The 12649-nt window shown below is 54.1% G+C and carries 12 protein-coding genes; 7 read left to right on the forward strand and 5 right to left on the reverse strand.

What is annotated here, in order from left to right:
* Positions 1 to 2 precede the first annotated feature (2 nt).
* Positions 3 to 992, reverse strand: a complete 990-nt coding sequence (gene paaA / locus JSS75_00395; GenBank protein MBS1902147.1) for a 1,2-phenylacetyl-CoA epoxidase subunit A — start codon at positions 990 to 992, stop codon at positions 3 to 5.
* Positions 993 to 1052: 60 nt separating this feature from the next.
* Entirely contained in the window at positions 1053 to 1628 is a 576-nt protein-coding gene (locus JSS75_00400; protein MBS1902148.1) for a TetR family transcriptional regulator, read from the reverse strand.
* 89 nt (positions 1629 to 1717) lie between these two features.
* Here JSS75_00400 and JSS75_00405 point away from each other — a divergent pair, with 89 nt between their 5' ends.
* The 6 genes from JSS75_00405 to JSS75_00430 all read left to right on the forward strand — a co-directional run bounded on the left by JSS75_00405 (position 1718) and on the right by JSS75_00430 (position 5886).
* Positions 1718 to 2170, forward strand: a complete 453-nt coding sequence (locus JSS75_00405; GenBank protein MBS1902149.1) for a host attachment protein — start codon at positions 1718 to 1720, stop codon at positions 2168 to 2170.
* 141 nt (positions 2171 to 2311) lie between these two features.
* A complete protein-coding gene (locus tag JSS75_00410; protein MBS1902150.1) occupies positions 2312 to 3487 on the forward strand; it encodes a thiolase family protein in 1176 nt (391 codons plus the stop codon).
* 37 nt (positions 3488 to 3524) lie between these two features.
* Entirely contained in the window at positions 3525 to 4376 is an 852-nt protein-coding gene (locus JSS75_00415) for a 3-hydroxybutyryl-CoA dehydrogenase (protein ID MBS1902151.1), read from the forward strand.
* Positions 4377 to 4525: 149 nt separating this feature from the next.
* On the forward strand, positions 4526 to 5443 hold the full coding sequence (locus JSS75_00420) for a prolipoprotein diacylglyceryl transferase (GenBank protein MBS1902152.1): 918 nt from the start codon (positions 4526 to 4528) through the stop codon (positions 5441 to 5443).
* 6 nt (positions 5444 to 5449) lie between these two features.
* On the forward strand, positions 5450 to 5719 hold the full coding sequence (locus JSS75_00425) for a glutaredoxin family protein (GenBank protein MBS1902153.1): 270 nt from the start codon (positions 5450 to 5452) through the stop codon (positions 5717 to 5719).
* Positions 5716 to 5886, forward strand: coding sequence for a hypothetical protein (locus tag JSS75_00430; protein MBS1902154.1), 171 nt, complete (start codon positions 5716 to 5718; stop codon positions 5884 to 5886). The genes JSS75_00425 and JSS75_00430 overlap by 4 nt, the downstream gene beginning before the upstream one ends.
* A gap of 4 nt (positions 5887 to 5890) precedes the next feature.
* Here the strand turns inward: JSS75_00430 and JSS75_00435 are convergent, their stop codons facing one another.
* The 3 genes from JSS75_00435 to JSS75_00445 form a co-directional block, all read right to left on the reverse strand.
* Positions 5891 to 8095: a hypothetical protein gene (locus JSS75_00435; GenBank protein MBS1902155.1), complete on the reverse strand. Its 2205-nt coding sequence runs from the start codon at positions 8093 to 8095 to the stop codon at positions 5891 to 5893.
* A gap of 133 nt (positions 8096 to 8228) precedes the next feature.
* Positions 8229 to 9848 carry a DUF1501 domain-containing protein gene (locus JSS75_00440; protein ID MBS1902156.1) on the reverse strand — a complete coding sequence of 540 codons (1620 nt, stop codon included), beginning with the start codon at positions 9846 to 9848 and terminating at the stop codon, positions 8229 to 8231.
* 28 nt (positions 9849 to 9876) lie between these two features.
* Positions 9877 to 11619 (reverse strand): DUF1800 domain-containing protein, encoded by a 1743-nt coding sequence (locus tag JSS75_00445; protein MBS1902157.1) that lies wholly within the window; start codon positions 11617 to 11619, stop codon positions 9877 to 9879.
* Positions 11620 to 11721: 102 nt separating this feature from the next.
* On the opposite strand from JSS75_00445, the gene JSS75_00450 reads away from it, so the two are divergent.
* Positions 11722 to 12639 carry a hypothetical protein gene (locus tag JSS75_00450; GenBank protein ID MBS1902158.1) on the forward strand — a complete coding sequence of 306 codons (918 nt, stop codon included), beginning with the start codon at positions 11722 to 11724 and terminating at the stop codon, positions 12637 to 12639.
* The last annotated feature ends 10 nt before the right edge of the window (positions 12640 to 12649 follow it).

Raw genomic sequence — 12649 nt, forward strand, 5'->3', positions numbered from 1 at the left:
TCTTATGCGTAGGGGACGTGATGAACCTGCTTCGGATTCTTGAGCGCTTCGCGCACCCAGCGACCGCTTAGTTCGGCGTAGCGGCGCACAGCCAATCGTTCTTTGTTGCAGGGGCCATCACCGTTGATGACGCGGAAGAACTCGTCCCAATCCGGTTGTGTGTATTCCCACTTGCCGGTGGTCTCGTCCCTTCGGAGTTTCGGGTCGGGAAGGGTCAGGCCCATTTCCCAGATCTTCGGGACGTACTGGTCCATGAATTCCTGACGCATCTCTTCATTAGTCATCATTTTGACTTTCCAACGAATGAGCTCTTCGCTATGTACCGAGAGATCGTCCGGCGGGCCGAAGAAGTGCATCAGCGGGGGAAACCACCAGCGGTTGAGCGCGTCCTGCACCATCGCACGCTGCTTCGGCGTGCCGGCAGCGAGCGCGACGAAGGCATCGTAGCCCTGCTTCAGATGGAATGACTCTTCGTAGCAGATCCGCTCGAGTGCGCGGCAATACGGTCCGTAGCTCCCTTTCGAGTTTGCGAGCTGATTGACGATCGCACCTGCATCGACGAGGAAGCCGATAACCGCGATGTCGGCCCAGGTTTTCGCCGGATAGTTGAAGACATTGCTGTACTTCGACTTTCCGTTGAGTAGATCGTTGATCATCGCTTCACGCGACTTCCCGAGCGTCTCGGCGGCAGCATAGAGCAAATGGCCGTGCCCGACCTCATCCTGCACCTTCGCGATCAGGGCCAGCTTGCGTTTGAAGCTTGGTGCGCGTGTGATCCACGTGCCCTCGGGCAGCGCGCCGATGATCTCGGAGTGCGCGTGCTGCTCGATCATGCGAATGAGCGTCTTGCGATATTTCGCCGGCATCCAATCGTCGGGTTCGATCTTCTCGCCACGCGCGATCCGTGCTTCGAACTCTTCCAGTTTTACCGGATCGTCAACGTCCGTCGAAGGACGGATGTCGTTCTTGTCAATGTATGCGTTACCGTACATAACAGTAGTGTATATCGAGTGCAACGATCAACTTCATCATCGTACCGTAGCGAGCGAATGCTACTGTACGATCAAACCATCGAGCAATAACGAGCCGATGAGCTGGCTCATAGCTTTTGGCGACACCTTCCCGTTCGGGTTATACCATTCATAAGTCCAGTTCATCGACGAAAGGATGGTTCGGGTTGTCATAATAACATCGCCTTCACGGAAGTCGCCGGTTTTCATGCCCGATTCGACGATAAAACGGAACATGCGTTCGTAGCGACGGCGCATCAACCGGAAATCCGAGAGATACGGTTCGCCCAAATGTCTCCATTCGTGCAGAAACACCGCAGAGGCATTCGAGTTTGCCGCGATCACCCCAAGATGCGCTTCCATCGCTGAACGCAGCTTCTCGGGCGGAGCAAGATCGGTATCCACGATCGGCTCCAGCGCGGCGAAGAACGCCGTCGCCATCGAGAAGCAGATATCCTGCAGAATCTCCTCTTTGGAGGTGATGTGATTATACAGGCTTGCCGCCTCGATTCCGAGCGAATCCGCAAGGTCGCGCATCGACGTCGATGCGTACCCCTTCTCCCGGAACAGGAGCTGGGCCTTCTGGCGGATTTGGTCTTTACGCGGTTTCGATTTCATCTATACTAACGAACACTTGTTAGTTTGACTGTGTTCCGTACAGTGAAGATAGACATTGTTTTTCATCCACCTATCTTTAGGAGACGAGTATGAAAAAGGTTGAAGTCATTATCACAGCGAACTTTGGTGCTCTGAAGGCATATCGCATCGAAGAGAAGTCCCTTGTCCATCGTCGCGGTTGCGAACTCATTCGTAAGACGGAGTATGAACGCGCCCATAAGAAATTGTCGGAGATCGTGACCGATCGTGCCGGGCGCTTCCGTGGGTCGGGGGTAGCGACGAATAAGAACCGCTCCTTCGGCGAGGAACATCATCTGGCTGACGACTTGAAACAGAAGGCGGTAAAGCAGATCGCCCATGATATCGACGGTGTTATCAAGCACACACCTGCAAACGGATATTATCTTGCGGTCCCAAAAGCAATCTCGAAGGACATCCTCGATCGATTAAGTGCGGCGACGCGGTCGAAGATTACCAAGCGTGTCGATGTCGACATCGTCAAGGAGCCCGTACAGGCGATCAGAGACCGATTCAAGGTCTGAGTTCGACCCCGACTGATTGCTCGAATAGTTACTAATTGCGGGAAATCGCGGTAGCGCCCCCGTAAAAAAACAGACAGGCAAATTCTGCGAGACGGAATTTGCCTGTCTGTTGTTTTATACGGTCTATAATAATTGCATCAAATGAATACGACCGTTATCTTGTCTGGCGCCCGCACTCCGATTGGCGCATTTATGGGAGCCCTTTCCGATCTTACTGCGCCGCAGCTTGGTTCTGCCGCGATCAAGGCCGCGCTGGAGCGCTCGGGCGTTAAACCGGAAGAAATCAATGAGGTATTGATGGGCTGCGTGTTGACAGGCGGCATCGGTCAGGCACCTGCACGTCAGGCATCGCTCGGAGCTGGCATCCCGAATTCGGTGCCGTGTACCACCGTCAATAAAGTGTGCGGTTCCGGCATGAAGACTGTTATGCTCGGTACGCAGAGCATCATGACCGGCGATAACAAGCTGGTCGTCGCCGGCGGCATGGAATCGATGTCCAATGCACCGTTCATTCTTCCGAAGGCGCGCAGTGGGTACAAGATGGGTAACGGAACGCTCGTCGACAGTATGATCAACGACGGACTCTGGGACCCGTACAATAATTTTCACATGGGCAACTGCGGCGAGATCTGCGCCCGCGACCTGAAGATCACGCGCGAAGAACAGGACGAATTCTCGATCCGCAGTTTCAAGCTCGCCAACGAGTCGCTCGATAAAGGATACTTTGCAGACGAGATCATTCCGGTTCAGGCCCCGAAGGGGAAAGAGACCGTGACGGTCAGCGAGGACGAAGGCCCGCGCAAAGTGAAGTATGATAAGATCCCGACACTGAAGCCGTCGTTCGATAAGAATGGCACGATTACTCCGGCAAATGCCAGTTCGATCAACGACGGAGCGGCTGCACTTGTCCTTGCGGACGAGGCCTACGCAAAGGAAAAGGGATTGAAGCCGACTGCGAAAGTGGTCGCGTACTCCAGCTATGCACATGAACCGCACCTCTTCACGACGGCGCCGGTCACCTCGATCGAGATGGTATTGGCTCGTGCCGGCATGAAGGTGAGCGATATCGACCTCTTCGAGATCAACGAGGCGTTTGCTGTCGTCCCGCTCGCCGCACAGAAGCAACTGGGTATCCCGACCGAGAAGCTCAACACGATGGGCGGCGCAGTCGCACTCGGGCATCCGATCGGCGCAAGCGGCACCCGCATTATCCTGACCCTGCTGACGGCGCTCAAGCGCGCGAACAAGAAGATCGGTCTCGCATCGATCTGTATCGGGGGCGGCGAAGCGACGAGCATTATCGTTGAGCGCTTCTAAACGATCACTCACATCCACGATCTAATCGAAGAAGACTATGTCGATCAAGCATGTCATGGTAGTCGGTGCGGGGACGATGGGCAACGGTATTGCTCATGTGTTCGCACAAAGCGGGTTCAACGTTACGCTCGTCGATATTAAAGACGATTTCCTTACACGGGCGCGTGATACGATCGGTGCGAATTTGGCACGTCAGGTCAAGAAGGGCGTATTGACAGAGGACGATTCGAAGGCGACACTCGCTCGTATCACTACATCGACCGACCTTGAAGGCTCTGCGAAGAATGCCGATTTTATCATCGAAGCGGCGACAGAAAATTTCTCGCTGAAGAAAGATATCTTCAAGAAGCTCGATGCGAACGCGAAGACCGGCGTGATTCTTGCGACCAATACCAGCTCGATCTCAGTGACCGAACTGGCCGCACAGACGGGCCGCAGTGAGCGGGTGATCGGGATGCACTTCTTCAATCCGGTGCCGGTGATGAAGCTCGTCGAGATTATCCGTGCTATTCAGACCACGGACGAAGTGTATGCACAGGTGAAGCAGCTTTCGGAGCAGCTTGGCAAAACTCCGGTCGAAGTGAACGACTTCCCGGGCTTTGTCTCAAACCGCATCCTGATGCCGATGATCAACGAAGCGATCTACTGCGTGATGGAAGGGGTCGCGAAGCCGGAGGATATCGATACGGTCATGAAGCTCGGCATGGCGCACCCAATGGGACCGTTGCAACTTGCAGATTTTATCGGCTTGGATGTCTGTCTTGCAATCATGAATGTCCTTCACGAAGGGCTTGCCGACACCAAGTATCGTCCGTGTCCGCTGCTGAAGAAGATGGTGGCGGCAGGGATGCTCGGCAAGAAGTCGGGTAAGGGATTCTACAACTACTGAGTTGTAATAGCATTCACTACGAGAAGGCGGCCGAGAGCCGCCTTTTCTATTACAGGCCCACAACTCATCGGGGACACCCGTGCTGAACACTTCATCGCATGATGCCGCTCGGAGCTCCTTGAGGGCGGGCAACCACATCCCATAGCCGAGTGTTAGCACAAACACTTTCGCACGAAGACCACCGTATGTATCCGATCCTGTTCAGAATCTTTGGCTTGCCGATATACAGTTTCGGGCTGATGATGGCGATCGCGTTCATGGTTGCGCTGTCGCTGTTCGGCGCTGAAGTGAAGCGCCGCGGCCAGAATGAAAAGCTCGTTAATGGTGTGTCCATGCTTGCACTGATTCTTGGCGTTGCAGGCTCCAAGCTTTTTTCCGTATTCGAGGATTGGGATGCATTTACCCGAGCACCGATCAAGACATTGTTCTCTCCGTCTGGTCTGACGTTCTATGGAGGCTTTATCTGTGCAACGATCGGTATTCTCATCTACCTTCGCAAGCACAAAGTGCCGTTCCGGCTATTCGCGGATATGATCGCGCCGATCGTGTTTCTTGCCTACGGCATCGGTCGTATCGGCTGCCAGCTCGCGGGTGACGGCGACTATGGCATCCCGACGCATCAGGCCTGGGGAATGCACTATTCGGGAGGGACAGCAAAACCCACGTATGTGTTCGAGGAGTACTTCGCACGATACCCCAACGAGAGAGTGGCATGGCAGTACGATTCGCTTCGCGCGATCAAGACCGGTACCGATGCGCTCGGCCAGACGATCACTCGCTTCGACGAAGTGGTCACGTGCCAGCCTACGCCGATCATGGAGACGATCGCAGCCGTTGTGTGCTTCTTGTTTTTGTGGTCCCGCCGCAAACGAGACGAGCGACAACCGGGAAAGATGTTTGCAATGACGGTCGTGCTGATGGGGATTGAGCGATTGCTCGTCGAGTTCATGAGGATCAATCCGCTGTACTTCTCGCTCTCGATGGCGCAGTGGATATCGATCGGGCTGATCATCTATGGTATTGTGGCGATTGCACGCATGAAACCGGCACCCATCAAGTCCACATAGATTGTTATGGCGACACCTCAGGTTCAGTTTATCACGAAAGAAGGCGGCTGTTCGCTCTGCGACGATCTGTTCGCAGAGTTGGAGTCTGCCGCAGACTACACCGAGTTCGATCTTGAAATCCTCAAGATCGATTACGATGACGAGCTTCGAGAGAAATACTGGGACAAGATCCCCGTCGTGATCATCAACGGGAAGGTTGCATTCAAATATCGTGCGACCCGCGACCAACTCATCAAAGCCATCGAAGGCCGTTCCGGCTGGAAGTTCTGGAAATGAAGAATCTGCTAAAGTTCGTTCAAGCGCTCGGGATCGCCGTTACGGGTGTGGGGTTAGTATCGGGCATCGCTCGCGACTCGATGGGCGACGAATATCTGTATGCCTCCATCGGCATAGGCCTTTTCTTCATCGCCCGGTTTGTCGAAACGCGAATGTTCTCGGAGTAATACCTTAATTATGGCTCACCAGCAGCCAGCCATTCTTGCTGGAGCTATAGATCAATGTGACCGCATCGAACTGATAGCCATTCGGCGTCATATATGCAAGCGCATTCCCGGTGAAGATCCGGTTACCTGCCGCTGAATTGACGTCGTTACTGGTGATCGTCATTGCCTGTCCGCTCGAATTATACAGAATAACGATTTTTCCGTTCGTACCGCCGCTGATCCCCGTGATCGAGAACGGAGCCGTTGGTCCGCTGACCTGAATGAATGTATAGGCGCCGATCGCAAGATTGTTGTTATTCCCGTTAACAAGCGTTACCTGATGCTCCCGCGTTGCGAGATCTCCATTAACGTCGACGGATGTTCCGGGGGAAGTAGTGCCGATCCCGAGACGACTGTTCGTGCCGTCCCAGTTTGCGCCGGAGGTCCAACTCCATTGTCCGCCGGTGGTGCTTGTCAGCAACGCGCCGTTCGCTGATGGTGCCGCAGTCGGAAGAGTGTAGGTAATGTTCGTGCTCTGTGAGCCTGCTTTGAACGCGGTATAGTTGGTGTTTGCACCTGGATACGTGTATCCACCGTTCTGTCCCTCATAGAGCCGAAGTGCATGCGTCGTAGAGTCCGTACTACCGATCCATAGATCGACATTGCCGAAATATGCTGTCTGCGAAGCTGAAACGACGGCGCTGTCGGCTGAGAATCGTCCGCCGTTGAACCCGAACGAGTTACTGCCGACCAGACGCATATACGATCCGCCGGGGATAACAGAACCGTCACCGGAGATCACATCATTATACCCGCCACCGATGGTCGATATCGAACCGACGATCTTTCCATTGATGCCGCCTCCGATCGTTGAGCCGTCGCCGCCGCTGAGTGAATTGCCGTATCCACCGCCGATGGTCGCGTAGTATCCCGTTCCGATGGTGCTCGACGTTCCGCCGGCGATCGTGCCGCCCACGCCTTTGACGTAGTTGCTGGTACCACCTCCGATGGTTGCAGTATAGCTCGTCGCGGTATCGGAAATGCCTCCTGCGATCACAGAGCCGTTACCGCTGGCAAGATTCGATTGTCCGCCTCCAACTGTGGAGTACGTCGACGATGCACTGTTATGGCCGCCGCCGCTCACGACGGCGAAGAGGTCCGACGCAACGTTATTTGCACCTCCGCTTACCGTTGTGTACGAACTGGTTGCAGCATTCGTAATACCGCCGCCCACCGTGCTGGTAGAACCGGATGCAGTGTTGTATTCGCCACCTCCGATGACGGCATCGTCGCCGCTGGCAACCTGAAGCGTGTTCGAGCGAGCCGTCTGCAGATCGATCGCTCGTTTACCTCGCGCGTTTCCGTTACCGTCTCGCTGCAACGACCCATTCGGATTCAACCGAAGACTAATGGTATTGTACGTTCGCAGATCCAGTGCCTGAGAATCGAGCGTGCCGAGAAAATCCAGACCGGATTGTGTTCCGGAGTTTCCGATCGTTAACCAGCCGCCGTTGCTTCCGCCACTGATCGGGTTAGCCGGCGCCCATTTACTGCCGTTCCAGGTGAGTACTTGTCCGTATGCAGCATCCATCGAAGTAAACTTCTGCGCGGTGATCGAACTATCGGCAACGTCGAGCGATGTGATCGGACCCCGGGGAGTTATAATAGACACTGTATGTTGCGGGGAGACCAGTTGGTGAACCCCTTGCGGGTTTGCACTGATCGTGATGCCACGCCCGTTCTGTACAATACTTATAGTACTATCACCAACAATCCGGATCGGACCATCCACCTCATTGATCGATGTTACCACACCCTGAGCATCGGCAGAGACAGAGCTTGCGCGGTCGGCAGTTTGGGCATGCAATGCGTACGGAGTTGAGACGAGTGGTGTTCGAGGCGACATCTCCTCCGCACTATCGATAGAGATGCCCAGCCAGTATTGATTGGAAAAATCGAGTGAGTTCGGTATTGCCCCGCTTGCACCGATGATGATGTTAAACACTCCGCTGGTTATGTTGACCGGCTGTGATTGCGTGAACAGGACAGTCCCGCCAGTTGGGGCGTCGTAGAAGGATGTTTTGATCACATGTTGTCCGTCAGCGATCGGATGTCCTTGATGGTCGGCTATGACGCCTTGATAGCTGATCTGCCGAGGAATTTGTGCGTATGCCGGCGCAGCAACGATAGCTGCAAACAATGCCACGAGAAGAGATACTGTGTTTTTCATAGTTGTAAGCGATGTACCGCAATACAACCATGAAATACTGAAAAAGGACTCCCAACCGCGGCGTTGAAGAACTACCCGATCGTCTGTTCACTTCGGCAGGACGCGCACCGACCGAAGCGAAAAGACAATCAGGTTAATGCACGATCAACATCCGTTTCGTTATGGTGCCGACCGGAGTTTGAAGACGGTACAGGTATGTACCGGATGGCAACGATCCCGGTTTGAATACGGCAAGATGAGTGCCGGCTTCCTGACGGGCGTCGATAATACGCTCTACCTCGATGCCGGACGTATTGAATACACCGAGCGTGACGGGCATTGAGGCTGGCAATACGTATTCGATCGAAGTCTGGCTCGACACCGGATTAGGATAGTTCTCCAATAGCATAAGTCCCGGCGCATCGCTCGATGTCACGACATTGCTTTGTGACTTTACAAGACCCAAATACTTCCACGATGCATTCTGGCTGTATGTATTCCCGTCTCCTGCCGTGAGTACATTGCCGATGAGAGCAGTTTTATCGGTGTCGGCGCCATCGAGAAGCCACTCATACATCATCGTGGCATATATGTTGCGGAAGTCGTGGTCTTGCTGGTAGGTTAGGTTGCCGGAGCCCGCAGTAAGCGACGCAGCATCAAGAGCCGGATCGTTGCCATACACGCCTGCATTGACCTGCGTGCCGACGATAAAGAGCGGTGCCGCAGTACCGTGATCTGTCCCGGAGCCATTTTCCTGCGGTCTGCGACCGAATTCCGAATACGTCATCGTCAGTACTTTATCCGCCACAGCGAACGCTTCGAGGTCGTCTTGAAAGGCTTTCAGCGCATCGCTGAGGTCTTGAAGGTTTGCGCCTTGATCGCTCAATTGATTACTGTGCGTATCGTATCCACCTTGATAGACGAGATAGATCTTCGTGCCGAACCCACTTGCGATACACTGTGCGACTTGCGCGAGTTGGTCGCCGAGTGTGTTATCGGTCGGATAGGTCACCTTGTTTGTGGTGACCGAACGGTTGAGTAATGTTTTGCTATACACTTCCGTCTCTTCCTGAATCGTGCGGACATATTCAAGTTCGACGTAAGGGATTGGCGGATTTGCGGGAATGTCGTCGTAGTTGTGAACACTCTTGTTCGCAGATGTCGGCAGTTGATTGATGGCAATACCCATCCCACCGCTCTTGGAGAGGAATAGGTTGCTCAGTGACGCGCCGAACTGGATCCCGAGCGGTGTACTCCCATCGGGGATTTGGGATGGCGGGTAGTTTGGGTTCAGTTGGCTTAAGAAGCGGCCGATCCATCCGGTCGTCGCGTAGATATTGGAGTCGGTGGATGTATTCCAAATGTCAGTCCCTCGGAAATGTGAAAGCTCCGGGTCAGGGTACCCCACGCCTTGGACGATCGCCATCCGTTTGTTGCTGTAGAGGCTTGCAGCACCACTCATATTGAAATGAAGCGCCAGGCTCTGGTGATCGGGTAGCGGCAGGATGTTGTCGCTCGGTTTCAATCCGAGCGTTGGCCGCAGTGCACTGTAGTTCGGATCGGTGTACGGGATCACACAATTGAGACCGTCGTTGCCTCCGGCAAGCTGGACGATCACAAGTATATGATCGTTCGCCGTCGCCGATTGTGCGAGCAGGTCACGAAGCGGCGATCGGCCGAAGGCTTTCACAGGGAAACCGCCCATCATGACCGGCAACGCATTCAATGCAACGCCGATCGTGGCTCCGTGCTTTAGAAAATCGCGACGTTTCATTCGAGTGTCTCCTATATCGGTGGGGTGATTAGATGAGCTGGTATTCCGGTAATGTCATGATACTGATCGCGAAGAGCGAGACGTAGGCATCGCTCAGGTAAAAATCGGAATCCGGCAGCGAAAGCGGATTGAGTGTAGCATAGAGCGTCGCAGATTCCTTCGGTCCGAGTGCGAACGAAAGGGTTGCTGATTCGAGTGCGGTGGCAATATCATGACTCTTCATCGAACTGACATTCGGCAACTGGTTTGCCCACCCCGTCGGGCTAAACGTCAGCTTCACACCCCGCACCTTCGTCGAGCCGTCGAGCGGACTCGGATATGTTCCCATCACGGCGGCGATCGCGAGTCGTTGGGGCAGCGTTCCGGTCGAGACCCAGTTGTGTGCGCCGGGCCAGCCTTTGACATTCGGCGGATTTAGTAATTGCTGGCCGAGCTCCACTCCGCCGATCGCGGTGACAAGGTAGGAATAGGATACGTTCGGATCGGAATACAGATTTCCTTTTGCATCGCTTCCATTCTTGGGCGGATCGCTCGGATCGAAATTCGGCAGCGACATGCCGAAGTCGCGGATGATCCCGGCCAGGAATTCGACCGGACTCTTCAATTGAGCACCCATGACGGCGCTGTCATAGAAATGCGCACTTGAGAGCAATGCCTTCATCACCGGTTTGATCTCCCAGTTGCTTGCAACGAAGAGGTTCGCCATCGCATCGACGACCTGCGGATTCGGGACGTAATACACGAATTGCGCATAGAGCTTCGAGCAGATGAAATACGCCACGTTATAGCCCGGCGCATTCTTCCCGTCGGTTGTCGTGCCTTTGGAAAGGATAATGTTGACGATATCGGACAACTGGAATTTACCGGTCTGTCCGTAAAACGTCTCGGTATCTACCGAGTCGTGCAGATTTGTATTGAACTGACCGACGAACGGCGCAGTCGTCGTAGGCTGCCAACCCGAGAGTGCCTTTGCAGCTTGCTGTACGTCGGTCTCAGTGTAGTTCGGCTCTCCGGTTTTTGGATCGGTCAGGCCGATGGTAAAGAGTTCTTGTAGTTCGCGCGCGTAATTCTCGTTGATGTTGTTAATGGTGTGCCCGTTCTTGATCGTATACGTATTTTGATTGCCATTGAGGTACACGAGCATCGCAGGGTCAATGGAGATCGCATTGACAAAGTCTTTGAAATTCCCGAGTGAGTGCTGACGCAGCGTTTGATTATACACAAACGAGTATTGTGGTGTTTTGACGGTAGAAGTACCGATCACGAAATGATTGCTCCAGAAAAACGTCATCTTTTCTCGGATCGACAGGTTCTCTTTGATCATCCGGTCGAACCACCAGTTCATCACTTGCAGCGTCTGGACCGAGTTTTTCCGCAGAAGCGACTGCGCGGGGCCAGTGCTTGCTACGGTATTGATCGTGTCTAACCAGCTTGCGAACGCTGGAGGCATCGGCTGATCGGCCAGGAGTTGATTGACGACCGCATTCATCGAGCCGAGAGCCTTCGCTGCCTGGAATTGTGAAAGCGGGACGCCAAACATGGCTCGGCCGAGAAGGTGGCGCACTTGTTGATCGCCCCACGGACCTGTATACGGCGACAGGTCGTTCGATTCGGTTTGTAGCGGTGCGGGGTTCGGATTGCCGGTGGTTGTATATCCCGGGATCGAGTAGGCAGAGCCCTTGCCTGCCGAAGCAGTGTCTGCAAGACCAGTTGTCGCTGCTGCGGCAGCGACCGTTGCACTCGAGCTTAAAAGAAATTTCCGTCGATTCATGAGCCTCGATAGTTTGATGAACGGAATTCGCGTTGCGAAGAACTGTTGTTGCTCTTAGGAGCGGCCAGATCGCCGGAGGTTTAAAGAAATAATCGATTGTACGTGAGCACATCGGATCGAATCATCCTCGTAGCCATCAATAGTGGCGGCTCGCATACCGAGATGTGTATCTCGTTTTCTGGTGGCAAGCAGACGCGATACGAACGCAGCGGTTCGTGGAAATACACCGATATCGGGATCGAGCGTTCGGTGTCGAATATGCTTCAACTGATATTTGATGCGGCCTCACCCGATGTGTATGATGTCCTGCGGGTCGTTATCTCAATGTCAGGGGCAAGTGATGAAATACGAAATCGGGAGTTCGAGACGGAGTTCACACATCGATCACCGTTCCGGCAGACACATATTCATCTCGAAGGGGATTCTTTGTTTTCGCTTCGAGCCGCCTATGGCTCACATGGCAGTGGCTTTCTTATGATTGCCGGTACAGGAAGTGTGGTAGTTGCAGCAGATCGTACCGGACGGGTTGTCAAACGTGGCGGATGGGGACGCATGCTTGGTGATGATGGAAGTGGTTACTGGCTTGGGCTGGAATCGTTACGACATTATACCAAGGCAATCGACGGAGCCGAGCGCACAGGAAGGCTCTTTGAACTTGTTCGAGAACAAATACGCTCGCTTGTGGGAAGCGATTTTGCCGACTTGCGTTTGGCGTTATATTCGGGTAAGGTTAGTCCCGCGCAATTTGGACGGTTGATATTTGAAGCCGGTGACGATCCTGCCGCGGATGAGATCCTTCGCAACGGAGCGAAGCACTTAGTCGATCTCGTTCGCTTAATTGAACGTGAAACCGGAGGATCCATCGATCGCATCGTTACCAGACACGGATCGGTCGCGTGTAGTCCGATCTACTCTGCTGCGATCGCCCGAGAGCTTGGTGATGGTTTCGAACTACGAACGCTTCACACTGACGACGTACTTGGGTTCGCACTAACTGAAGCAGCCCAGCTGGGAAGGTAAGCGAAGTCCT

The sequence above is a fragment of the Bacteroidota bacterium genome (genome assembly GCA_018266755.1).
In the GTDB taxonomy this organism is placed as follows: Bacteria; Bacteroidota; Ignavibacteria; order Palsa-1295; family Palsa-1295; genus JAFDZW01.